We start from the raw sequence: 25,051 nt of genomic DNA, 5'->3' as shown, positions 1-25,051 counted from the left end.
TTGCAGATATGGACCATTATACAAGAATTGCCTAAATTGTACATGAAAGATTGGGATGGAAATTAAGAGAGTTAAAAAAATCATTGATAATTAAAACAGGAGGTAACAATTATGACTTATTTTAAAAATATCGACAAAATTAAATACGAAGGATCAGGATCTACAAATCCTTATGCATTCAAATTCTACAATCCAGAAGAAATAGTAAACGGTAAAACGATGGAAGAATATTTGCGTTTTGGGGTAGCGTATTGGCATACATTCACTGAAGATCTTTCTGACCCCTTTGGTACAGGTACAGCTTTACGTCCTTGGGATAAATATGATGGTATGGATCTGGCTAAGGCGCGTGTGGAAGCAGCATTTGAATTTTTCGAGAAACTTAATGTACCGTATTTCTGTTTTCACGATGTCGATATCGCCCCGGAGGGAAATAATCTAGCAGAATCTAATAAGAATCTGGATACCATTGTCGCGATGATTAAAGATTATATGAAAGATAGCAAGACTGAGTTGCTTTGGAATACCGTGAACAACTTCACACATCCACGTTTTGTCCATGGGGCTGCTTCATCGAATAATGCAGATGTATTTGCCTATGCTGCTGCAAAAGTGAAGAAAGGACTGGAAGTTGGTAAGGAATTAGGATCAGAGAACTATGTGTTTTGGGGAGGACGTGAAGGTTACGAATCACTGCTAAATACCGATTTGAATCTCGAACTTAATAATTTGGGTCGTTTTTATAATATGGCGGTAAATTATGCAGAAGAAATCGGGTTTGACGCTCAGTTCTTAATTGAGCCTAAACCAAAAGAACCAACTACACATCAGTATGACTTTGATGTAGCTTCCGGTTACGCCTTCTTACAGAAATTTGATCTTCAGGATCACTTTAAATTCAATATTGAGGCGAACCATGCGACACTGGCTGGTCATACTTTTGAACATGAACTTCGTTATGCACGAGTCAACAATCTATTAGGCTCTGTCGATGCAAACCAGGGACATCCATTACTAGGATGGGATACGGATGAATTTCCAACGGACCTTTACTCTACAACTTTGGCAATGTATGAAATTATTAAAAATAATGGATTGGGCCGAGGTGGTTTGAATTTTGATGCAAAAGTGCGACGCGGTTCATTTGCACCGGAAGACTTATTTCATGCTCATATCGCTGGAATGGACAGCTTTGCCGTAGGTTTGAGAGTCGCTCAGAATTTGGTTGATGATAAAGTATTTGAAGGGATTGTTGAAGAACGTTATAACAGCTTTAATGATGGAATTGGTAAAGAAATAGTTGATGGAAAAACAGACTTTCATAAGCTAGAGCAACACGCTCTTGGTTTAAATGAAATTAGTAATCAATCTGGTCAGGTAGAAAGAATTAAATCTATTATTAATCAATATTTATTAAAAGCCTATGCAGGAGAGTAGATAGTATGAAGCATGTGATTGGTGTTGACTTAGGAACAAGTGCAGTTAAGTTGCTTCTTGTGAATCCAAAAGGAGATATTATTCAAGAAATTTCCAAACCTTATCCTTTAATTCAGGAGCATAACGGGTATAGTGAGCAGGATCCTCAAGTATGGGTGGATCAGACCATTTCGGGACTATCAGAATTGGTTCAGAAATTTGATGGAGACCCTGATGATATAGAGGGTATTAGTTTTTCTGGGCAGATGCATGGTTTGGTCTTGCTTGATGATAATAATGAAGTGCTGAGAAATGCAATTCTTTGGAATGACACACGAACAAGTTCACAGTGTGAGCAAATTTATAATCTTGTTGGTGAGGAGCGCCTTTTAGAAATCACAAAAAATCCTGCCTTAGAGGGGTTCACCCTTCCGAAAATTTTATGGGTGAAGGAACACGAGCCAGAAACTTTCGCCAAAGCAAATTCTTTTGTTTTACCAAAGGACTATTTACGATATAAATTAACTGATGAACTTCATATGGAATATTCTGATGCTGCGGGTACACTTTTATTGGATATGAACTCTAACAATTGGAGTGATGAAATCTGCGAAGTATTAGACATTGATAGAAGCCTTTGTCCTCCGCTAGTAGCTTCTCATGAAAAGGTTGGCAGCTTGACGAATGAGATTTCATCAGCAACAGGGTTATCTGTAAATACTCAAGTGTTTGCAGGAGGAGCGGATAATGCTTGCGGCGCAATTGGTTCTGGTGTTTTGGAGGATGGAAAAACCTTGTGTAGCATCGGTACATCAGGTGTGGTCCTATCATATGAATCAAGTAATGATAAAGATTTTGGTGGAAAAGTACATTATTTCAACCACGGTGCCCCAAATGCTTATTATACAATGGGAGTTACACTCGCGGCAGGATACAGTCTAGGATGGTTTAAAGACGTATTTGCAAAGGAAGAATCATTTGAGGACTTGGTAGCGGGAGTGGGATCGGTTCCCCCAGGAGCCAATGGTCTATTGTTTACGCCGTACTTAGTCGGTGAGCGAACGCCACATGCAGATGCTTCCATTCGGGCAAGCTTTATAGGGATGGATGGTTCCCACGTAAGAAAAGACTTTGTTCGTGCTGTTATGGAAGGGATTACGTTTTCCTTGAACGAGTCGATTGATCTATTTCGTAAAAACGGTAAGAAAATCGATACAATTGTTTCTACTGGTGGCGGAACGAAGGACGATAACTGGCTTCAAATACAGGCAGATATTTTTGATGTAGAAGTTGTTAAATTATCAAGTGAGCAAGGTCCAGGTATGGGGGCAGCTATGCTTGCAGCTTATGGGTCGGGTTGGTTTGAGTCTTTACAAGAATGTGCGGAAGAATTTCTGAAATTAGATAAAACAATTCAGCCTATTAAGGAAAATGTGGAGAAATACAAAGGGTTGTTTGGACTTTACCAAGAGGTATATGAACAAACCAATAAATTGAATGAAAAACTAGTACCATATCGTAAATAATAAATGGAGGCTAATTCACTAGCATGTTTGTATCAATGCTTTTGATTAGCCTCTATTTATAAAATATTCGAATATAGGAGGATTTAAAATTAAATACAATCAGTTAGGGAAAACAGACTTGAAAATTAGTGAATTAAGTTTTGGTACTTGGGCGATCGGTGGAGATTGGGGACGTATAAATGATAATGATGCATTAAGAGGGTTAGATATAGCTATGGACCGTGGCGTTAATTTCTTTGATACAGCGGATGTATATGGAATGGGTCATAGTGAAGAGTTGTTAGCTCAAGCAACAAAAGGGAAAGAATCCAGCGTCCATATTGCTACAAAGTTCTGCCGTAGGGGAGACTTCCAAGATCCGGATAATTACTCTAGACAACAAGTTACGGAATACGTTGAAAACAGTTTAAAACGACTGAATCGTGAACAAATCGATCTATATCAAATTCACTGTCCTCCTTTTGAGATTATAAAAGATGGGTCAGTTTTTGAAGTGTTGGAAGATTTAAAGGCCGAAGGGAAAATTCGTTATTATGGTGTGAGTGTTGAGTCTGTAGAAGAAGGACTGTTTGTACTAGAGAATACGAATGCGAGTTCAATACAAGTTATATTTAATATTTTTAGACAGAAGCCTTTGCAAGAGCTATTGCCCAAAGCAATAGAAAAACAAACGGGTGTCCTTGCTAGAGTACCACTGGCGAGTGGATTATTGACAGGCAAATTCAATAATGATCATACATTTGAAGAAAATGACCATCGTTATTTCAACCGTAATGGAGATGCATTTAATGTCGGTGAAACATTTGCAGGCCTTGAATTTCAACGAGGCGTTGAATTGAGTAAAGGTTTACAATGGATAGCGAAGGATCGAGGAAATATGACTAGAGCTGCTCTTAAATGGGTGATGCAGAATGAAGCTGTAACTAGCATCATTCCAGGATTTCATAGTGTAGAACAAGTAGAAGATAATCTCCAGGCAGTGAGTAGTAGAGATTTTTCTCAAGAAGAAATGGAAAAATTGCAGGCATTTTATGATAATGAAGTGTATGAACATATCCGTGGCATTTATTGAGCAAAGGTATGGAGGCAGATACATGCAAATTGACATTAAAAAATTGGATAATGAATGGAAACAATTTGACCTGGTAAATGACAATGGGATGATGGTTAGTGTGTTGAATTATGGAGGAATTATTAGGAGAATTGTTGTACCTGATAATAAAGGAAAAATGGAAAACATAGTACTTGGTTATAAAAATTATGAGGATTACCAGGAAGACCGTAATTTTTTCGGTGCTATTATAGGAAGAGTAGCTGGTAGAATAGAAGGGGGATCTTTTGCACTAGGGGACAGAACCTATTCACTTGAGGAAAACGATAATGGAAACCATTTACATGGAGGAGAAACTGGATTTCATCAAAAAGTTTGGGAGTCAGATCCTTTTCAAACAGATGATGCTATAGGGATCAAACTCACCCAAACTAGTCATGATGGAGCAGGGGGGTACCCTGGTAATCTTGATGTTATGGTTACCTATAAACTAAATAATCATAATCAATTGATTATTAATTATGATGCAATAAGTGATCAGGACACTGCTTTGACACTTACCAATCATACTTACTTTAACTTAAGTGGTGATTTGAAAAGAAATATTAAGTCACATCATGTGACCCTTGATAGTGATAGGTTTGTTGAGTTGGATGCAAATTTAATTCCAACAGGTCATATATTGGATGTCGTTTCGCACTTTCCATTTGATTTTCGGCAGGGGAAAATGCTTGAAAAAGGGATTAATTCGGAAATAGCACAAAATACGTTAGCAGGATGCGGATATGATCACTATTTCATTTTTAATCATAGAAAGAAAGAAAACGTAGTGGTAAAGGATGAATCGAATGGTCGCACCTTACATATCAAAACGAATCAACCGGGAATGGTGTTGTACACAGGTAATAATTTAAAAAAAGGTCTTCAGTTAACAGAGGGACCTTCTGATAAATATCTTGGTGTTTGCTTTGAAACCCAGGCTTCCCCAGCATCGCTTCATCATGATGGTTTTCCATCTGTCATTATAGGAGCAAATGAAAAATATTCTAAAGAAACAACTTTCACTTTCCGATAGCTTTAATATCACAACACCAGAACGATTGTTCTGGTGTTGTGTAGGCTTGCTCCAGATTATATGATACAATCATAGTTAGATAATGTTCCTTTTAGGGTGGTCGGCTAACCCCACGGCATGAAGGGGGGTGATGCCTATTAGCGTGTATGAGGTTCTGATGGTTTTATTCACATTTGGAATGTTTCTTATTGCACTGCTTGCATTGGTCATAAAAATGATCAATAAAAAATAGACCTCCCTATTAACCTGGCTAGTTTATTGGGTGAGGTCTATTCTTCATGAATAGCTGATCCCCTGGGGGAATCATTATCTAGAGGTCGCAGTTACAGCTGCGACCTTTTTATTATATGTCTCTCTATTTAGTATCATACCATCTTAATTCCTTTTATACCACTTTACGGTAAGGTTAAAACCACTGAATTATTGTTTATTTCTGACACACAGCTACACCTAAAGGATAATAAACTCCGTTACGAGGGGGCTCAATGGTTACTCCGTTCTGATAAAAAATTTCCACTTCAGAAAAGTCTTTAAATAATCCTTTAAACTCTTCGGCAGTCATCTGAAAGTAATGAAAAGGAGAGCCGCTTGGATAACTGATGCCTTTTCCAAAGGGAGTAGAGAGAATCAGAGTGCCACCTGGTTTAAGCAACTTGTGTATATGGCTCATGAATATCTTTTCGTCAGGTATATGTTCAATGGTTTCAAAACTAAGAATCGTATCAAATTGTCCTATTTCAGTTACCCAGTCTGCATGCAGAATATCGCCAACTTGGAATTCGAGTAGCGGGTGATAGTAATTTTGAATGGCATATTGGATCGTATCTTTGCAGATATCGATACCAATCATCTCATCAATATGCTTCTTTCTTTTTTTTGCAATGTGGGCGGAACCATAACCGACTCCACAAGCAAGATCGAGCACACGTCCGTGTACATATAGTTCAGAAAAGTGATACCTAGCTATGTGTTCGAGTAGTAAGTTGTTCATAGGATCCATCTCTTTTGGTATGACACGTTCCCCTGTGTCTTTTAACATGATCGTTTCACCGCTTTTATATATAATTAATAGGTTGGGTTATATTATAACAGATTATGTCTAGTTTGTAGAAAATGATTGAATTTATAGCTGGTTTTAGATACATTGGATATAGTCCTTGGTTTTTCCGCCCAATCCTTAATTGAAGGACCAATAGCGAGGGTATCCACAGCCGTTGCTATTAAAAAAAGTGTCGCCTAATTATGTTTAGGCGACACTTTTTTATTACTTAACAATGATGACAGGAGCTTTAACATACTTCACAAGTTTGTGACTCACACTACCTAGAATTAAAGTTTGAAATTTATTTTTCCCACGACTACCGGTAATAACGCAATCATAGTCGTTCTCATTGGCATACTCTATAAGCGTTTCAGCAGGTTCACCGTGTAATAGGGTGACTTCAGCTTTTACACCTTGTGATTCAATATGTTGAATTGTATCAAGGAATTTCTCTTTTCGTTTAGCTGTAGCTGTGTGAGAATCTCCATGTTTGAGAACATCATTCTTTGATTTCTCCCCATCTACTGAGTAAACAAGTTCAATTTTCACTTGATCTTTGTAGGGAGATACCATTTTAATAGTTTGTTCGATAGCTCGTTTGGAGTGCTCGGAACCATCAGTAGCTAATAAGATATTTTTAAACATTGGTTTGCTCCTTTATTTCAAATTTGGTCTTAGTGTCCCGCGCTTTTAGAAACACCGCCAAGACGATTTAATAGACGTGAACTCTCTCCATTTAAACCTTTAAAATGGACATGGATACCATTTTGCTCAAATTTCGTTTCTAAATTGTCTAAAGCTCCAATTGCTGAATCATCCCAAAGATGAGATTCACTTAGATCAATGACGACTTCTTCAATGTTGTCTTTAAAGTCAATAGCTTCCAAGAACTCCGTCACAGAAGCAAAGAATAACTGTCCTTGTACATAATATATTTTCTTTTTGCCTTCATTCGCATATAAAGGAAGGACACGTACTTTTGAAATCTTAACAGCAAAGAAGATCATACTTAGTACAACACCGGCTAACACGCCGTAAGCTAAGTTGTGGGTGATTACAACAGTAAGGACTGTAACAACCATAACCGATGCATCAGTTTTAGGAACACGGTGAATATTTCTTATAGAGCTCCAATCAAAGGTTCCAACTGCTACCATGATCATAACACCTGCAAGGGCAGCCATTGGAATTTGAACAACCACTCCACCTAAAACAATAATAAGGAACATGAGGACAATTCCCGAAACAAGGGAAGATAAACGTCCGTTCCCTCCAGATTTTACGTTAATGACGGATTGACCAATCATAGCGCAACCAGCCATACCGCCAAAAGAACCTGCGACAATATTTGCGATCCCTTGCCCGCGGGTTTCTTGGTTTTTATTACTATCTGTATCTGTCATATCATCGACAATTGATGCCGTTAGTAATGATTCTAACAGGCCAACAATCGTTAATGCCAATGCATATGGGAAAATAATCATGAATGTTTCTAAATTTAATGGAATATTAGGCAATGCAAAAATTGGCAAGGTTTGGGTTAGTTCTCCCATGTCTCCAACATTACGGATTCCAAAATTCATAGAGATAGCAATAGCTGAAACCACTACAATTGCAACCAAAGTAGATGGCACGGCTTTCGTAACGAGTGGGAATAAATATATGATGGCAAGAGTTAACCCAACGAGTGCATACATAATCCATGCTTCATCGACAAAGTGTTGAAATTGAGATGTGAAGATTAAAATAGCTAGGGCGTTTACGAACCCTACCATAACGGATCTCGGAATAAACTTCATAAATCTTGCGAGTTTAAAGACTCCGAATACAATTTGTAAGATTCCTGTTAAAATTGTAGTAGCTAATAAATATTCAATTCCATGTTCGGCTACTAAGGTGATCATAACAAGAGCCATAGCCCCTGTCGCACCTGAAATCATTCCAGGTCTCCCACCGACGAATGCAATAACGACAGCAATACAGAAGGAAGCGTAAAGACCAACCATAGGGTCTACTCCTGCGATTATCGAAAAGGCAATAGCCTCTGGAATTAGCGCTAATGCCACTACGATCCCAGAAAGGGTGTCACCTTTGACATTACTAAACCACTGTTCCTTAATTGTTGAGATTGACATATTTTCCCTCTTTCTATAGTTTTTATTAGACTACCGATTCTCACAGTAGTCAAGTCCTGTTATAATTTTTCACCATTCTTTAATTTTTCAATACATTCGTGGAGGTCGGTTTTTTTTACCCTCCAATGACTACCGATCTTAAAAGCAGGAATACTGCCGCTTTGCGCTAACTTATAAGTTGTCATTTCACTGAGCTGCAAATATTCTGCAACTTGAGATATTGTCATAATATCTCTTTCCATGGTCATACCCCCTGCAAAAATAAACTATAATATATTAGATTAATTTATAAAACGTTATAACCAACTATAATAGACTATAATATAACCGGATGAATTGCAATGCTTACCTCGATAGTAAGCGCTTACTTTTAATATAAAGCGTTTTCCATTAATAGACTTAAAGTGAAGGGGGATTATGAACCTATGTTTAAAAAAATTCTGCTTGCTTCAGATGGGTCAGGTCATGCATTAAGAGCAGCTCACACGGCAGTGAAATTAGCTGGATATGACAAAGGGGGGGAAGTAACAATTATTTATGCGATAAACGGTTCTGCATCTAAATCTGATGTGTTAACTGAAGGGGATCCACATGAAAGAGTAAATAGAAGGAAGGAACGTCTCAAAAAAACTGAGGGTGTATTACAAGAACGGGGAGTGCAGTATGAAATAAGGATTGTGAAAGGTGATCCTGGTCCTACTATTGTCCAATATGCCAATGATCACTCCTATGATGTGGTTGTCATCGGAAGTCGCGGGTTGAATGGATTGCAGGAGATGGTGTTAGGCAGTGTAAGTCACAAGGTAGCCAAGCGAGCGAATTGTCCTGTGATGATTGTTAAGTAAAAAGGATAAATATGCTGTTATATCAAGGGCTACGTGGTTGGGGCTAGTGGGATTAGAGGACATGGTGAGCACCGCAGGACGAAGTCCAAGGAGGCTCACCGTACTCCCACGGAAAGCGAATTAACCTGCTCCTCCTACCGAAGACGGAACAGCCACACAATCTCGGAATCGAGTCTTCAACAATCCTGCTCGATGGTTGAGTAAACTTCTTGCTCAACTCGGGCAACTATCAACATTAACGTTTAATATAGCCAAGTAAAAGAAAAAGCAAAGAAATCTTATGTAGCTCCGATACTGTGGAGAAAATATAAAGGAACTTGTTCAATAACATGGGAATCAAACAATAGTAATAATGCATACGCAAAAACGCTAGGATTGATTTCTGCTATTTGGAAAGTTATTACGTATGTTTCTCCACCATAACGGAATTGCTTACAGAAACCTCCTGCCCTTCTTTAACTCTAAGAGTGAACGTCATAAAATTTGGAGTTTATCTTATCTAACAGGAAGTACTCTTTTGCTGGTCCTATCAAATGAAGACGGTGCAGGGATCGGGTCATGGCTACATAAAGAAGCTTCACATCTAGTTCTTCCTGAGAATAGGATTCGTCCAAATTCATTATGATGACAGCATCAAACTCAAGTCCTTTAGATAAATAAGAGGGAACAATCGCGATTTTTCCATCGTTGATTGACTCATTCTCCTGTAAAAGTTGAAAGGAGAAATCATTAAGATCGCGGGAGATATTTTCAATCTGTTTGGCTTCATTTTTCGTTTTACTGATGATGGCGATTGTCTTCATACCTTGGGCATATAATTGCTCTAAAGTAGAATTCAGCTTCTCCTTAGCGTTTTCGAGGCTTGAGGTTTCTGTGAATGATGGATAACCCCCATGGCGGACGACGGGCTCTGCGGCGTCAAGTTCTGGCATAGAGAGTTCTAGCAAATGGTTGGCTAAATTCATAATTTCAATGGTTGTACGGTAACTTTTTTTCAAAGTACGGTATAAAGCTCTTGGGAAAACTTCTTGGATTAGCTGATCCCAACTTTTCATTCCTCTATAAGAATGAATCCCTTGGGAAAGGTCCCCTAAGATTGTAAATAAATCTGTCCCCGTGCTCATTCTCAACGCATAAAGCTGGAATAAACTATAATCTTGTCCTTCATCGATTACGACATTTTTAGCTTTCCACTCATCATTAATCCCATAAATTTGATATTGCAAGTAAAGAAGTGGAGCAAGATCCTCTAACTCGTATTTCTTTTTTTTGAAAACAGATGTGGAGGAGGTAACTAAATGGTTTCGTTGCTGATCTGTTAGTAAGTTCCGTGTATATGACTTCAACAGCTGTTCATCACTCATTAATTGTTGGTAATAGGTGTAGACTTTTTCTAATTGATATTGTTTGATATATTCTGTTACAACTTTGTTCGTCGTTTTTTTAATACGAGCTATTTTCCTATCTTTTTCCTCGTTCAAACGAACAACTTTTTTTCTTTTTTCTTCTGTATGGGTCGTCGAATAGTATAGTTGATCAAATCGATCTTCAAACTTTCTTTCGATAAGCTTAATCATTTCTTTTTTCTTCTTTTTAAAAGTTGCTTGGAGAACTCCTTTAATTTTGTTGATTCGTTTTTCAAAGGGAAGGTACTTATATTCTTTAAGGAAGAGGCGGTTAACATTTTTGGATTTGTAAAGGGTGAAACCTTCTACTTTAAAAGGAACATCAACTTTGAATTCTGTCTCAAGATCATTTATAAACTGATCAATGACTTGTTTGAATTCCATCGATCCTTTGAAACTTGAAGCCCATTTAGTAAGATCTTCTTGATCACCTTCTAGTAGTTGTAAAAGTTTTTCATCTGGATGGATGATATTAATTTTCTTTCCGAGACTTTTTTGAACATAATCGATGAATGTTGTTTGTTTAATTTGGTCCACTCCAAGTTCCGGTAGAACCTCTGATATATAATCAATGAAGAGGTGGTTTGGGGCAAGAATCATCATTTCATCTGGGTTTACTTGTTCGGCATAGGAATAAATAAACATAGAAAGCCGATGGAGAGCAATAGTTGTTTTGCCACTTCCAGCAACACCTTGAACGATTACTGGTTTAGATAACTCTGAACGGATCACTTCATTTTGCTCAGCCTGAATGGTAGAAACAATTTCCGTTAATCGATTATCTGAGCTTTCTGAAAGCGTAGCTTGGAGTAACTCATCGCGTGTTGTAACATCTATATCTCGTATTTCTTTAAGGTCGCCTTCTTCAATAATATATTGTCGCTTTAGCGATAAGTCCCCTGAGTATATTTGACCTTGTGCCTCATATTCTACTTCACCTAGTCGACCATCATAATAAAGACTAGCAACAGGGGAACGCCAATCAATAATGATTGATTCTTGGGTATCCTTTTTGAAAAGGGAAACCTTTCCTATGTAATAAGGAGTGGGCTCTTGAGTGTCACCTTGAAAATCAATTCTTGCAAAATAAGGCTTATTTTCAACTCGTTTTAAATGTTCCAAATCAGATGAGGTCATTTCATAAAACTTTGCATTGATTAAAATATTGATATAACTCAAACTACTATCAAGGTGATCCAAATTGACAAAAGCGTCCTTGATATTGTCTTTATATTTTCCTTGTTTCCCTTCGGAAGCTAGAAGAATGTTTTGAATGTATTCCTTGGTGTATTCAAGACGTTTTAATTCTACATTATAGTCTGGATGATCTTTTGTCATAATGGTCCTCCGTTTTTTCAATGTACATTGAACGTAAATCACTTGATGAGGTGAGTCAATTATAATCCATTATATATGAATTTATGCAGTTATAAACATTTGTTAACTATGTGGTTGAATTGATGACAGGCGCCTTCATAAATTTGTGATCTTCTATGAAAACAGATAAACTAAAGATACACACTTCAGTAAGGGAAGGTCGTACTTATGGAACAAGAGCGTGAGATTTTAACGATTGCTCAAGTAGCTGATTATTTGCAAATCAGTGAAGTGACAACATATAAGTTAGTCCAAGAGGGAAGAATTCCAGGTTTTAAAATTGGAAGACATTGGAGAGTTAAGAAGGAAGAGTTAAAGGATCACATAGAAAAGCTTCAACACGGGGAACATTTATAACAATTCAGAAGTCGGTATATACCATATGGAGTTTGGTAGGGCAGGGAAAACAACTCGCTTGCCACGGGCAGACGCCAAGCCTCCTCGAGCTTTACTTTCAATTTATTCGTGAATTTATGTATGCCAATTTGCATACGAATTTTCAGGTCAAAATGTAACTTACAATGGCTATTGTTACCTAACAAATTGGTGTGCAAATCACACTACATTTTTCTAATGGGTTTTAAAAAACGAAAATCCTCTCACAAACATTAAAAATGACCATCAAATTAGCATACAAATTGATGGTCATTTTTAATGTTTGTGAGAGGTGAAGGGACCCGTTAGAATAGCCCCTCTCTTCTTTCTATATTAATAGTAAGGATAGTAGGGATAAGGCTGGTAATAAGGGTAAAGCAATAACGATGATAGAGCCGTTAAAGGAAACAAACTTCGTCTGAAGCGCCGTGCTCTTCTTCGTCTGCCTCCGTAACCACCGTAATATTGTCGACTTTGATCTTCTTCATTTCCATTCTCATCAACCATCACATCTTCACTTATAAGCACGGTTACTCCATCGTCACTTACGTTAATTATGATTCCATCAAACGAAGACCCATCCTCAAGTGAGATCATAACATGATAGTGTTTGTATTTTTCACAATGAGAATGAGTAGGCTTCATGTATTGATGCCCCTGGTGATGCATGTTTCGATCTTCTGTCATGTTCATCAACTCCTCAAAATCATGATACGCACCCAGTTCATAAGTGTGACAGAATAAAATAACAGAATTATTTGACTTATTTCTTACAATACAAACTATTTTTTAGTAAACTATTGATAAGACATAAAATGAGGTGATTGGTTTGGAAAATAATGTTCCCATAGATCTTGGTAACCGTATTCATCTGATTGATGGCTTTGATTTAGGAATGCCAGGGCGGACGGGTACTTATGTCATTCAGGAAGAACAGTTGACAGTTGTTGAGACAGGACCGAGTCCATCCGTACCTTTTGTATTAGCTGGTTTAAAAGACTTAACTCTAGATCCTAAAGATGTTCGTTATTTAATTTTGACACATATTCATTTAGATCATGCTGGCGGGGCCGGAGTACTGATGAAAGAATTCCCAAATGCTCAAGTAATTGTACATAAAAAAGGCGAAAGACATATGGCCAATCCCTCTCGGTTGATTGCCGGGGCTCGTGCGGTCTATGGTGAGAATTTCGATGAACTATTTGATCCGATTCTACCGATTGCTGAAGAAAAATTAATTGTAAAAGAAGACGGGGATATACTTAAAATTGGATCTGATTGTACGCTGGAATTTTTAGATACTCCGGGACATGCAAGCCACCACCTGGGTATTTACGATCCAGTAAGTAACGGTATGTTCACTGGTGATACTGCTGGAATAAGGTATCACCAAACTCAAGATTATGGCTTGACTTTTTATTTACCATCGACGTCACCAAATCAGTTTGATCCAGAAGCGATGAGACAATCGATAGGTAGATTTAAAGAAATGAATCTTAGTCAAATATTTTTTGGTCATTTTGGAAAGTCTGAGGAACCAGAAGTAGCCCTCAATCAGGTGCTTGATTGGATTCCGGCATTTGTAGACGCAGGGGAAAAAGCTCTTGCTAATGGTGAAGGAATGAATGGAATCAAAAGCCGTTTACAAGAAAAGGTAGCTGCCTATTTGAAAGAGTTCAACATCCCGGATGACCATGAAGTGTATAAAATATTAAAATTAGATTTTGAAGTTTGTGCAATGGGGTTGCTTGACTATTTGAACAAAAGGGAGCGCTAATTGGTGACCAGTGTAAACTTAAAATTTTTAGATGTTCAGGATGTCTGTAAATTGCGTGGGTTTTATCGAGATGGATTGCGTTTTTCAACGTCTAAATCAGGTGATAATCCTGAAAACTTTTTTTATAATGTTGGCTCAAAAATTGCATTATACACTTTAGATGATTTAGCTTGAATTACACTGGCTATTTTAAGGGGCCGAAGGGTGTTTTTGGGAGGTCGATTATGGATGGATGTGAGAGATCAACAACGGTGATATGCTAGCTATCAAGTAATCCTAAGATGTAGTCAAGGGGTGGTGTTATCGATACAGTCAATAAAAGGTATCCTTTTACTACAAACGAAAAGTGGATCAAAAAGGGATGGAGTTCACTCCTAAGTATTTTGCTCAGTTTAGTTTTGTTGGTGTATGAATCTATGCTTAACGAGAAAATAAATCCATTGATTGTTCTAATAGTCTGTGTGTTTTTTATTGTAAGTGTGGGGAAGGCCGTTGAGTATTTTCGTATGACAGAGAAAGATTATTTAAGGGTTGAGGATGAGAGATTTTCATTCTATAGAGGATCCGTGCTGCCTCGTAAAATCATCCCTCTTCATCTTGTGAAGCAGGTGACTCAAGTAAACGATGTCATTTTGCTTAAGTTAGTAAAAGGCAGTGAAAAAGAAATCTATCTAGATTGGTTAGCCGAGAAAGACGTAGATGATTTAAAAAAGGTACTGGCGCAGAGAGTTAACTTTGATAGTAAAAGGACGATTACATAGTAAAGAAGGTGTTTTCATTGATTCGTGTGGCGTTACTTAGTAAGTGGCATGTTCATGCAGTAGATTACGCAAAGCAAGCAATGGAGAATGAAAATATTTCGGTTGAAGTAGTATGGGATGAAATTCACGAGCGTGGAATAGAATGGGGAACGGAGCTTGGCGTACGTTTTGAAGAAGATTTGGAAAAGGTCCTTTCTGATTCTTCTATTGATGGTGTTATTATAACGAATCCTACAAGTGATCATACATCCATTATGGTGGAAGCGGCTAAGCACGGAAAGCACATTTTTACTGAAAAAGTATTGGCCCTGACAGTTGAAGAGTGCGATGAAATCCTTTCAGAGGTCGAGAAAGCAGATGTTGAATTTATGATTTCCCTCCCAAGGTTAGTGGAGGAATATTATTTATATGCCCAAGAGGTAGTGGACAAAGGTTGGTTAGGCCAACTATCGACCATTCGATGTCGTGTGGCTCACAACGGGGCGGTATCAACTGAATTGCATCCAGGTGGATGGCTCCCTCAACATTTTTACGATCGAGAAAAGACGGGGGGTGGGGCTTTAATCGATCTCGGAGCGCACCCGATTTATTTAACGAATCGTTTAGCAGGTCCACCAAAAGCTTTAACAGCTCGAATGCAGTCTGTGTTTAACCCTGATGTTGATGATCAGTCAATTGTTTTTGTGGAATATGATTCAGGTATACTGGGTGTTCTTGAGACAAGTTTTGTATCTGCAGGCAGTCCTTTTCAATTGCAAGTGTACGGAACAGAAGGAACGCTCCTGATTGAACAAAATGAAGTCCGCATCAAGAGTGTCCAATTTAATAGTGAAGATTGGGTGGTTCCTGAAGAATTGCCTGTTCCATTGCCGATGCCAATGGAACAATGGGTGGCTTCAATTGAACATGGACAAGCGCCAACCATTACGAAAGAAGATGCCCTAGAATTGACGTTGGTGAATCAAGCGGCGATTATATCTAATGAAGAAGAACGAAGGGTTGAGCTTAAACAGATAAGGAGATAACCGATGGACGCAATTCTTTAAGGGTTGTGTCTTTTATGTGTGGGAAATAATAATTATATAGGGAACAAACTAACTGTGAACAGGAGCAGTCTATGTTAATAAGGAACAAATAAAGTTCTCTTTCCCAATAAACATTCCCTTGATATCAGTTAAATCGCATAGAACAGCTCTTGATTTGATAGAATGGAGATATCAAATCAATTCTCAAATGACTCTTTATGTACTATAATAACCATGTGAAATATTTCACTAATGAAAATATGTTGGGAGCTATCCATTATGAAGCACCTAAAACAAATCGCCTTCTCACAGCGACCAGTAATAATTTTGCTAGTGATGATCTCCTTGTTAACTGGGGCGGCCATCATCGGACAAGCTTATTATTTCGTCGCGATCGTTGAGGGTGTTTTTCTAAATAATGCTTCTTTTCAAGCTATCACACCGTTAATCATCGGATTATTTGTTGTACTTGCCATTCGGGCAACTCTGACATATTGGTCGGGTCGGACAGGTGTGAAGATGGCAGCCAAAGTGAAGAAGAATTTCAGAAAATCTCTTTTGAGTAAGTACGCGAAAAACCCAGTGCAGGCTTCCATGCAAGGACAGTCAGGAAAAAAAGTGAGTGTACTTATGGATGCTATTGATGACTTGGATAGTTACTTTAGCAGCTATATTCCTCAAATGATTCAAACGGCTATCGTACCTGTGATGATTTTAGTTGCGGTATTTACGCAACACCTTTACTCAGGGTTGATCATGATCATAACCGCGCCATTTATTCCTTTTTTTATGGCTTTAATTGGTGTTATGACGAAAAAGAAATCGGAGGAACAGCTAGATAAGATGGCAGCTTTCTCAGGAAGGTTTCTCGATACATTACAAGGCTTAACGACGCTGAAATTGTTTGGACGTGCTAGAAAACAAAGAGAGCTCATTAAAGAAAGCAGTCTCGGTTTTCGTGACGCTACAATGGGCGTGTTGAAAGTCGCATTCGTTTCTTCTTTGATGCTTGAGTTTATATCGATGCTCAGCATAGGTTTAATTGCGATGGAGATTGCCATTCGTCTTGTTGTATATGAGGGGATCTCGTTCTTCTCTGCCTTTTTTATTTTAATTTTAGCTCCTGAGTTTTATCAGTTGTTAAAAGATGCAGGAAGTGCCTTTCATACAGGTCGTGGGAGTATGGTTGCTGCTAATAAAGTAACAGATGAATTAGAAGAGGACGTGCCAGTTGTGGAGTGGGGATCTGCTCCTCTTGTAACGAAAAATCAGCCACCAGAAGTAGAACTTAAAGCCGTAAGTTTTAGTTATAAAGAAGAAGGTTTTTCTTTACTGAACATTGATACATTTATTCCGGCTTATAGTCAGGTAGCGATTGTTGGACGAACAGGTTCTGGTAAAACGACCCTGCTACATTTAATGGCTGGTTTAGTATCACCTACAGAAGGTCAAGTACGAGTAAACGGAAAAGCCCTATCCGACTATAAAGAAAAGGATTGGTTTGAACAGGTGAGCTATATTTCTCAGCATCCTTACTTGTTCTCTGGGACCATTGCTGAAAATATTGCTGTCGGAGGACCTAAAGGATCTACTCGTGCTCAAGTCGAACAGGCGGCTGAGAAAGCAGGAATTGATTCGTTTATAAAATCGCTTGAGCAAGGATATGATACTTCAATTGGGGAAGCGGGCCGAGGACTTTCAGGTGGAGAAAAACAGCGGGTAGCGATAGCTCGTGCTTTTCTGAAACAGCCATACATTATTCTTTTTGATGAACCGACGACAGGTCTTGACTTGCAAACGGAAAAAATTCTGCAGCAATCGTTACAGGAATTATCACGATCCTCTACTGTCATTACGGTCGCCCATCGTTTGCACACGATTCAAGCGGCGGACCAGATTTTATTATTGGATAACGGGAAACTCATTGGTCGTGGATCCCATGAAGAACTTATTCAAACAGTACCTGAGTATCGAGATATGGTTTCTGTTCAGCAAGGAGGGGAGGCCCAATGAAAGATTTAGGAATCGTCGTCAAGTATGTCCTGCTTGAAAAAAGGGATATTCTACTTTCGATTTTATTTGGTTTTCTAGCTGGAATTACGGCGGTAGGGCTCTTCGCCTCGAGTGGGTATTTAATTTCTAGGGCAGCTTTTATTCCACCTTTATATGCTCTAACTGTCGTGATCGCTGTGCTAAAGCTTTTTGGGTTTCTTAGGGCAATAAGTCGCTACGCCGAGCGATATTATTCACACAGAGCTACATTTACGATCTTAAGTCATTTAAGAGTCTCTTTTTATGAAAAAATCGAGCCGCTCGCTCCGGGGATTTTTCAAAAGTATCGAAGTGGCGACTTGCTTGCAAGGATTGTAGGGGATGTGGAAAGTTTACAAAATTTCTTTTTACGTGTGTTTTATCCGCCCATCGTTCTAATTATTGTCTTTTTAAGTACGATTATTTTTACGACGTTTTATTCGGTGGCCATTTCAGTCGTTCTACTCGTAGGACTGGTATTAACAGGGTTTGTCGTACCGGCACTGTTTGCCTTAAAACAAAAGCAGGTGGATAGTCAAGTTCGTGAGAGTCGAGGGGCTCTATCTACAGAAGCCACCGAATTACTATATGGATATCGTGACTTGAAGATTTATCAGAAACTTGAAGAGAAAGAGGACCAGCTGATCCATGCCTCCGATCATTATGTTAATGAGCAAGAACGTGAAGGGATGCATTCGACGTTTAGCCATTCAATGAATACGTTGGTGTCACTCTTCATTTCCTGGTTTGTGCTAGTCCTAGGAGCGTGGCTTGTCGTTGAGGGTGATCTAAATGGCCTTTTTCTTGCCATGCTTGTAATGATTTCTCTTACTGTTTTTGAAAATGCTACGCCAATGGCTATTTTCCCGCTCCATCTAGAGGACAGTCGTCGAGCATCAAATCGTTTGTTTACTGTAGTTCAAAACGAGCCGGAACAGGAGCCTGTTGAACTTGAGAAAGTCGATCCAAATTTTGCACCTGCAATAGACTTCAGTCATGTGTCGTATACTTTTCCTAACGAGGTTAGAAATACTCTTAGAGACGTAAATGTTCATATGGAACAAGGGTCGAAAACGGCAATTGTTGGAGCTAGTGGATCAGGTAAATCTACACTGCTTCAGCTACTGCTGAAAATCCAACCATTCCAAGAGGGAGTAATCCAGCTTGGAGGTGTCAATCTTAATCAGGTAGGGCAAGAAGACCTTTGGGCACGCTCAAACGTTGTGTTACAGGAAAATCACTTTTTCTACGGTACTATACGGCACAACTTAGAGATCGCTCGTGAAGGAGTCTCGGACGATGTATTCGTCGAAGTTCTACAAAAAGTAATGCTCACCCATTTTTCACTAGATGATCATGTGCTTGAACATGGCGAAAACCTTTCTGGTGGTGAAAAACAACGTATGGCCATTGCGCGTGCCATACTGAAAGGGGAGCGTTTGTGGTTGCTTGATGAGCCGACATCTTCTGTGGATGCACTTACGGAACGTGCGTTGTATGAGGAGATATTTGCTCAAGCTGCGGAGGATACCGTTTTAATTGTAAGTCACCGTTTGGCTGGTCTTGAAAAGATGGATCAGATCGTAGTGATGGATCAAGGAGCAGTAGTGGAAGCTGGGACTTTTGATCAGTTGATGACGCGTGAAGGGTACTTTTATAAGATGAAGCAGATTGAAAAAAGTGTATTTCTATAAAGAGGCAGAGCGACTTAGGTCGTTCTGCTTTTTTTGTGAGATGAATAGATTACTTGTGAGTGGCTTCGATCATATGCCAAAGTCCAATTTCCTAACAGAAAGGTGGATATTATGTATTCTCAATCTATACATCAGCGGGTTATGACAGTTAGTGGTTCAGGTGAGATCAAAGCCCAGCCAACTGTAGCAGTGATTCAACTTGGTGTCGTGACAGAATCACAAAGTCTTACGCAGGCTCAGCAGGAAAATGCACGAGTGATGAATCAAGTAATCGAGTCGATTGTGAAGCTAGGCTTACCGAGGGAAGCAATCCAAACGGCAGATTATTCGATTTCTCCTCAGTATGACTATGATAGCGGCACGCAAGTTTTTCGAGGGTATCAAGTAATGAATATGATCTCAGTAACAATTGAAGATATTAATCAAACGGGGGAGGTTATTGATACAGCGGTTCAGAATGGTGCAAATCAAGTGTCGAACATCCAGTTCTCTGTAAAAAATCCAGAGGTGTTATATCAGCGAGCGTTGTCAGAAGCGTTAAACGATGCATACATGAAAGCTCGATCGATGGCGCGAACAATGGGACTGCAGCTTGAACCAACGCCAGTCAAAGTTATTGAGCGGATGCAAGGTGGAGGGATTCCGCTAGCTAAGGCAGAAACATTTGCAGCTGCAACTCCGATTGAGCCTGGACAGTTAGAAATCAGGGCATCAGTCGAAGTTAAGTTTCTGTTTTTTTCATAAGGCTCTGTTAAAGTTGATTGTTGATATGTGATAAAAACGAATAAAGATTCTGTGGCTGTTCCGTCATCGGTAGGAGGAGAAGGAGGTCGGACAAATAACTCGCTTTCCGTGGGAGTACGGTGACCCTCCTTGGACTTCCTCGAGGCTACTGAAAAAGTCCTTTTCTATTAATAATGAACTTTTGAAAAACACTATCCCAAAATCTAACGGGGTCAGTTTTCGAGTACAAAACATGAAATAACATACGAATGAAGAGACCAAATTGCATATGATTTGGCCTCTTATTATTCCTTGTTATATCAACACCGTATTGTTGAAGACTTGAATTCGAGATGTTTGTGTGAATGTAGGGGCTTCGGGAAACGGCTCGCTTTCCATGGGGCGGGCGCTGAGCCTCCTCGGACTTCGTCCTGTGGGGTCTAAGCTGTCCCGCACATCCCATAGGAGTCTCGCCGTTTCCCTCCGCCCCTTTACCATATAAGTGTCTCGATACCCCTTCAAGAAAAGGCAGCCATTCCTAAGTTTGCATGCAAATCTTGATAGCGGGCGGTCCTATTAAAATCCTTGATATAGAGAGGTTCATTGCAATAGAACTCGGATAGTGGAAGATAGTCCTTCTGGGAAAGGGATTCGTTTCTAACACATCGAATGGGGGGGCTTGGGAATCTCCCCGTTTCCTAGCCACCCATCCTCCTTTGCTTTTAATGAACGGCCCTACTGCCATAAGTCGTCTTCGTGTTCGCTACACCATATGGAACAAGTGTGCAGTTGCAAACTCCCATGGAAAGGAAAGTGAGTGATTTCCCGGACCTCCAAACGCTTTCAACCATAACGGAAACAACATCTCTCGAAGCTGAGTCTTCAAGTAAAGGACCTTTAGTTGAAGAAGAAAATATAAAGAAAAACGCTTGGATATTAAAATGTCCAAGCGTTTTTCTTTACCAATTGTCATGTTATTTAGTATGTTAATTGGTTCGATAATTCTGTTGCTATTTTTCCCTCTACATATGTTTTTGTACTCCAAAACCGAACTATTTACCCAAAATCACATTGTTTTTTCCTGTCAAAGTGGAGGATTAAGTGTCTCGTCATTTCCCCAACCCCCTTGCCATGAAAAAGAGGTACGGAACATCAACGAATCTTAGAAGTTGGCACGTAGCCATAGATATAACAGCATGTTTGTCCTCTGTTTTCATTATAGAGGAAGGCCCACTACTCTCGCGTCCGTTCGTGAAAATAAAGCAGGGAGGGCAGATAAAAGCGGACTAGACGAGACCCAGACGAAAGCGAGTCGTTTCCCTATTCTCCGATGATAAGCAACGGAACCGCCATTCTTTTATTGAATAATCGGGGGCTTTAATTGTATGGAAGAAAGCACCCTCCAGCACAATTCTCATTCATAAGGAATGATTTTCACTTGAAGCACCATATCTGATGCTTCCGTTTTCCTCACGAAAGCAAGAAGGTCCGGGAAATTATGAGACTCCTGTGGGATGAACATGATCGGTGAGATCCCGCAAGGCGTAGCCTGAGGAAGCTCACCACATGCCTACGGAAAGCGAGTGATTTCCCGGACCTTCAAACGCCATCCTTTGTAACGGAAACCACCGAAATGTCTCGAAGTTGAGTATTCCATAAACAGCCTTTCATTAAAAAGCCACAGATTAGCTCTGTGGCTTGCAGATCAGAGGGAATCACCAGGTTCAAGAATAGGCACTTCACAATCTACGGTATCCGGATATTTGATGCCTGCTCCAGTGTTTAAAACGACGACTTGTTCATCTTCTTTAATCCAATTTTCTTCTTTTAATCTACGAGCGGCCAGAAAAGAGGCTGCGCCTTCGGGACAAACAAAAGTCCCTTCGAGTTGAGCAATTCTTTCTTGTTCCTTTAAAAGAGATGCATCATCAACAGCGATTGCACAGCCGTCAGTTTCATAAAGAGCATTAAGGACAAGAAAGTCTCCAATGGCTTTTGGTACGTTAATTCCAAAGGCGATTGTCTCAGAATTTTCCCAGAAGCTTGATTCATTAAGGCCTTGTTTCCAAGCTTCGACGATTGGTGCACAGCCTTCTGATTGGACGGCGACGAGGCGAGGCAATTTTTGATCTGATGATATCCATCCTAGTTCTATAAGTTCGCGCAAGGCTTTATAAATTCCAATCAGTCCAACGCCTCCGCCTGTAGGATATAGAATAACATCCGGAAGCTGCCAATCTAGCTGTTCTGCAATTTCTAAGCCCATCGTTTTCTTTCCTTCAATACGGTAGGGTTCTTTTAGGGTAGAGACGTCATATAATCCCTTTTCCTGTACAGCTTGAGCAATGATTTTTCCGGCATCACTTATTAAACCGTTTACCAAAAATAAATGGGCTCCAGCTAATGCACATTCATTTCGCGTGATTCTTGGTGCGTCAACAGGCATCACAATAGTAGAATTTAACTTAGCTCGAGCAGCATACAGGGACCAGGCTGCTCCGGCATTTCCGTTTGTTGGCATGGCAATTTCTTTTATGCCGAGTTCTTTAGCTTTAGAGACTCCTACTGAAGCACCTCTTGCTTTAAAGGCACCTGTTGGAATAATCCCTTCATCTTTCATAAGAAGATTGGGAATTTTCATGTCTTGGCCTAGGGTATTCATAGATAGAAGTGGAGTCATTCCTTCTCCAAGGCTGATTACGTTCTCTTTCTGTTGGACGGGTAATAATTCATGGTACCTCCATAAATCAGGAGACCTTTTGACAAGGTCTTCAGCCGTGAAATTCCTAGAAAGGCGGTCGAGATCATAAGCGACGAGAAGAGGGGAGCCACATGGACATAGATGGTGTTCCTCTTTAGTTGAGTAGGTTTGTGAACATTTCGGACAGTATAGGTGAGATACATAACTATAATTCAATGGAGAGTCCTCCTCTATGTAAAAGTGATTTTAGCTTATCATAGATGTTCAACCTATGTTTGATCAAACGTTTGTTTAAATTAAATCAGCAGTCCCCATAACAATGGGGACTGCTGATTCATATTGCTAGAATAATATTATTTACTTCCTAGACTTCACTTCTTTTATTTCAACCTTACAGCAGGGCTTTTCTTTTTTCTCGGCGAAAACCTTTTCAATCAAATTCATTTAACATCCATCCTTAAATGAAATAGAATAGAAATCCAGATAATGAAGCCATGAGTAATACAGAAACTACAAAGGCAAAGACAAGTTTCTTTTTAAAAATACTATTCAGCATTGTCATTTCTGGAAGACTTGCTCCTGCTGAACTAATCATTAGTGCCATAGCAGGACCAAGGGCCATTCCTTGTGCTACCATAATTTGCGAAATTGGAATCATCGTAGAAAGTCTAATATAAAGAGGAATACCGATGATTGAAGCAATCGGAACGAGCCACCAATTTTCTCCGCCCATGTAGGTTGTAACCCAATCACTTGGGACAACCCCATGGATCACAGCTCCAATTCCTGCACCTATGATTAGAAATGGATAGACTATCTTCATTAAATCTACTGTTTCATCGAGGGCACGTCGAATACTGAAGCGATTGCCTGTTTGAGACGGAAGGCTTTCAACTATAACGTTCTTCAATTGTTTTTCAAAGCCTAATGCACTTAATAAATATCCAATCAATACCGAGAAACTAATCGTAATAAAAGTGTAGAAAAGACTAACTTGCCAGCCTAATAAGTAAGTCATGAGTGTAAGTATTGTTAGGTCGAGAACAGGGGACGCAAATAGAAAGATCATAACGATGGAAAATTTAATTTTATTACGCAGCAAATTGGCAACAATCGGAATTGTTGAGCAAGAGCAAAAAGGTGTTACGAATGCGAATGCTATGGCTGTGGTCGCTTGTATAAAAGGGGGAGCGTGATTAAGTAATTGCTCTAATTTATGATAAGGAATAAATCCTTGGAAAAGGTTAATCGCTAAAGATATTCCCACATATAGCAGAGTAAGCTCGATAGTGATGTTGATGAAGTTCTGTATGATACCAGTCATAGTTACTCCCCTTATTCATCAACTTACTTTGATTCATAATACAAAAACTAGCACGTTTTACAGCTGCAACATTCAACAGGTTGCTTTTTGTTAAGGAGATTTAGAGCATGGAAATGAAAACGTGTAAAGATTCTAAAGAAACTAAAGTTCTCAGTTGACTTTTGACGTCGATAAGAACGGACTGTTTTAGAAATTTCCTCTCGGTGTAATTTGATTAACTCATCATTCATAATAAACGTTCCCTTCATCAATTATTTTTGATTAATAAGGTAAAAATTAATCGTGACGGAACAAACAACAAAGATCTTCAGATAATAAGTGATTCATTTCGTTATGATTAAGCGTATAGTAGCTCCATGTACCTCGGGTTTCTTTTACAATAAGTTCAGCGTCCATTAAAATTTTTAAGTGATACGATAGCTTAGATTGAGGTAAATCTAATTGATCAGATAAGTCACAAACACATACTTCTCTATGCTGAGTAATTTCATTAAGAATATGAAGCCTTCTCTGGTCAGCTAATGCTTTAAACTTTTTTTCGTATTTGTTAAAAGTATGCTCTAAGGATACATCAGTTAATTGAAAATCTTTGCTCAATAGTGTTCTTCTCCCTTCATCAATTATTTTTGATTAATATAAGTATATGTAATTTTTTCCAGGATTGCAACTAATAAATCAAAAATAATTGATTTACAAAAACTTTACATTTATATCGTATACATAAATATATAAGTATATTATTATGTGGATGTGTTCAATAAACTAGA

23 protein-coding genes are annotated in these 25,051 nt (G+C 39.0%); 14 read left to right on the top strand and 9 right to left on the bottom strand.

Features of this window, described 5'->3' with window-relative positions; genetic code table 11:
• Positions 1 to 111 precede the first annotated feature (111 nt).
• The 5 genes from xylA (at position 112) to ACFQIC_RS13980 (ending at position 5,300) form a co-directional block, all read left to right on the top strand.
• Positions 112 to 1,437 carry a xylose isomerase gene (gene xylA / locus ACFQIC_RS14000; protein ID WP_204709097.1) on the top strand — a complete coding sequence of 442 codons (1,326 nt, stop codon included), beginning with the start codon at positions 112 to 114 and terminating at the stop codon, positions 1,435 to 1,437.
• Positions 1,438 to 1,442: 5 nt separating this feature from the next.
• Entirely contained in the window at positions 1,443 to 2,942 is a 1,500-nt protein-coding gene (xylB, locus tag ACFQIC_RS13995) for a xylulokinase (RefSeq protein ID WP_204709106.1), read from the top strand.
• Positions 2,943 to 3,030: 88 nt separating this feature from the next.
• Positions 3,031 to 4,014 carry an aldo/keto reductase gene (locus tag ACFQIC_RS13990; RefSeq protein WP_204709286.1) on the top strand — a complete coding sequence of 328 codons (984 nt, stop codon included), beginning with the start codon at positions 3,031 to 3,033 and terminating at the stop codon, positions 4,012 to 4,014.
• Positions 4,015 to 4,036: 22 nt separating this feature from the next.
• Positions 4,037 to 5,068 (top strand): aldose epimerase family protein, encoded by a 1,032-nt coding sequence (locus ACFQIC_RS13985; RefSeq protein WP_204709108.1) that lies wholly within the window; start codon positions 4,037 to 4,039, stop codon positions 5,066 to 5,068.
• A 130-nt stretch (positions 5,069 to 5,198) separates the two neighbouring features.
• Positions 5,199 to 5,300, top strand: a complete 102-nt coding sequence (locus ACFQIC_RS13980) for a putative holin-like toxin (RefSeq protein WP_390217263.1) — start codon at positions 5,199 to 5,201, stop codon at positions 5,298 to 5,300.
• A gap of 195 nt (positions 5,301 to 5,495) precedes the next feature.
• Here the strand turns inward: ACFQIC_RS13980 and ACFQIC_RS13975 are convergent, their stop codons facing one another.
• The 4 genes from ACFQIC_RS13975 to ACFQIC_RS13960 form a co-directional block, all read right to left on the bottom strand.
• Positions 5,496 to 6,107, bottom strand: coding sequence for a class I SAM-dependent methyltransferase (locus ACFQIC_RS13975; protein ID WP_204709110.1), 612 nt, complete (start codon positions 6,105 to 6,107; stop codon positions 5,496 to 5,498).
• 225 nt (positions 6,108 to 6,332) lie between these two features.
• Positions 6,333 to 6,755 carry a universal stress protein gene (locus ACFQIC_RS13970; protein WP_204709112.1) on the bottom strand — a complete coding sequence of 141 codons (423 nt, stop codon included), beginning with the start codon at positions 6,753 to 6,755 and terminating at the stop codon, positions 6,333 to 6,335.
• A 29-nt stretch (positions 6,756 to 6,784) separates the two neighbouring features.
• Complete coding sequence (locus ACFQIC_RS13965) at positions 6,785 to 8,245, bottom strand: SulP family inorganic anion transporter (RefSeq protein WP_204709114.1); 1,461 nt, start codon at positions 8,243 to 8,245, stop codon at positions 6,785 to 6,787.
• A gap of 59 nt (positions 8,246 to 8,304) precedes the next feature.
• Positions 8,305 to 8,487, bottom strand: coding sequence for a helix-turn-helix domain-containing protein (locus ACFQIC_RS13960; protein WP_390217251.1), 183 nt, complete (start codon positions 8,485 to 8,487; stop codon positions 8,305 to 8,307).
• A 183-nt stretch (positions 8,488 to 8,670) separates the two neighbouring features.
• Between ACFQIC_RS13960 and ACFQIC_RS13955 the strand changes: the two genes are divergently transcribed.
• Positions 8,671 to 9,090 (top strand): universal stress protein, encoded by a 420-nt coding sequence (locus tag ACFQIC_RS13955; protein WP_204709118.1) that lies wholly within the window; start codon positions 8,671 to 8,673, stop codon positions 9,088 to 9,090.
• A 461-nt stretch (positions 9,091 to 9,551) separates the two neighbouring features.
• Here ACFQIC_RS13955 and helD read toward each other — a convergent pair whose 3' ends face one another.
• Positions 9,552 to 11,834, bottom strand: coding sequence for an RNA polymerase recycling motor HelD (gene helD, locus ACFQIC_RS13950; protein WP_204709125.1), 2,283 nt, complete (start codon positions 11,832 to 11,834; stop codon positions 9,552 to 9,554).
• A 207-nt stretch (positions 11,835 to 12,041) separates the two neighbouring features.
• Between helD and ACFQIC_RS13945 the strand changes: the two genes are divergently transcribed.
• Entirely contained in the window at positions 12,042 to 12,230 is a 189-nt protein-coding gene (locus ACFQIC_RS13945) for a helix-turn-helix domain-containing protein (protein WP_204709127.1), read from the top strand.
• A 351-nt stretch (positions 12,231 to 12,581) separates the two neighbouring features.
• On the opposite strand, the gene ACFQIC_RS13940 is transcribed toward ACFQIC_RS13945, so the two are convergent.
• Positions 12,582 to 12,935 (bottom strand): small nuclear ribonucleoprotein, encoded by a 354-nt coding sequence (locus tag ACFQIC_RS13940; RefSeq protein ID WP_204709129.1) that lies wholly within the window; start codon positions 12,933 to 12,935, stop codon positions 12,582 to 12,584.
• A 142-nt stretch (positions 12,936 to 13,077) separates the two neighbouring features.
• Between ACFQIC_RS13940 and ACFQIC_RS13935 the strand changes: the two genes are divergently transcribed.
• The 7 genes from ACFQIC_RS13935 (at position 13,078) to ACFQIC_RS13905 (ending at position 20,280) form a co-directional block, all read left to right on the top strand.
• Entirely contained in the window at positions 13,078 to 14,025 is a 948-nt protein-coding gene (locus ACFQIC_RS13935) for an MBL fold metallo-hydrolase (RefSeq protein WP_204709131.1), read from the top strand.
• A gap of 3 nt (positions 14,026 to 14,028) precedes the next feature.
• Positions 14,029 to 14,199, top strand: coding sequence for a VOC family protein (locus ACFQIC_RS13930; protein WP_204709133.1), 171 nt, complete (start codon positions 14,029 to 14,031; stop codon positions 14,197 to 14,199).
• 209 nt (positions 14,200 to 14,408) lie between these two features.
• A complete protein-coding gene (locus tag ACFQIC_RS13925) occupies positions 14,409 to 14,786 on the top strand; it encodes a hypothetical protein (protein WP_390217248.1) in 378 nt (125 codons plus the stop codon).
• 8 nt (positions 14,787 to 14,794) lie between these two features.
• On the top strand, positions 14,795 to 15,811 hold the full coding sequence (locus tag ACFQIC_RS13920) for a Gfo/Idh/MocA family protein (RefSeq protein WP_390217246.1): 1,017 nt from the start codon (positions 14,795 to 14,797) through the stop codon (positions 15,809 to 15,811).
• 279 nt (positions 15,812 to 16,090) lie between these two features.
• On the top strand, positions 16,091 to 17,824 hold the full coding sequence (cydD, locus tag ACFQIC_RS13915) for a thiol reductant ABC exporter subunit CydD (protein ID WP_204709146.1): 1,734 nt from the start codon (positions 16,091 to 16,093) through the stop codon (positions 17,822 to 17,824).
• Positions 17,821 to 19,536 (top strand): thiol reductant ABC exporter subunit CydC, encoded by a 1,716-nt coding sequence (gene cydC / locus ACFQIC_RS13910; protein ID WP_204709153.1) that lies wholly within the window; start codon positions 17,821 to 17,823, stop codon positions 19,534 to 19,536. Before cydD ends, cydC begins: the two co-directional genes overlap by 4 nt.
• Before the next feature lie 111 nt (positions 19,537 to 19,647).
• A complete protein-coding gene (locus tag ACFQIC_RS13905) occupies positions 19,648 to 20,280 on the top strand; it encodes an SIMPL domain-containing protein (protein WP_204709156.1) in 633 nt (210 codons plus the stop codon).
• A 1,684-nt stretch (positions 20,281 to 21,964) separates the two neighbouring features.
• On the opposite strand, the gene ACFQIC_RS13900 is transcribed toward ACFQIC_RS13905, so the two are convergent.
• The 3 genes from ACFQIC_RS13900 to ACFQIC_RS13890 all read right to left on the bottom strand — a co-directional run bounded on the left by ACFQIC_RS13900 (position 21,965) and on the right by ACFQIC_RS13890 (position 24,881).
• Positions 21,965 to 23,176 (bottom strand): threonine synthase, encoded by a 1,212-nt coding sequence (locus tag ACFQIC_RS13900; RefSeq protein ID WP_204709158.1) that lies wholly within the window; start codon positions 23,174 to 23,176, stop codon positions 21,965 to 21,967.
• Between the two features lie 241 nt (positions 23,177 to 23,417).
• A complete protein-coding gene (locus tag ACFQIC_RS13895; protein WP_204709160.1) occupies positions 23,418 to 24,284 on the bottom strand; it encodes a permease in 867 nt (288 codons plus the stop codon).
• A 276-nt stretch (positions 24,285 to 24,560) separates the two neighbouring features.
• The gene (locus ACFQIC_RS13890; protein WP_204709162.1) at positions 24,561 to 24,881 is read right to left on the bottom strand and encodes an ArsR/SmtB family transcription factor; all 321 of its coding nucleotides are present in this window, start codon (positions 24,879 to 24,881) and stop codon (positions 24,561 to 24,563) included.
• Positions 24,882 to 25,051: the final 170 nt, after the last annotated feature.

Source organism: Halobacillus seohaensis (genome assembly GCF_042663045.1).
GTDB classification, from domain to species: domain Bacteria; phylum Bacillota; class Bacilli; order Bacillales; family Halobacillaceae; genus Halobacillus_A; species Halobacillus_A seohaensis.
This window is presented reverse-complemented; position numbering and strand designations above follow the sequence as displayed.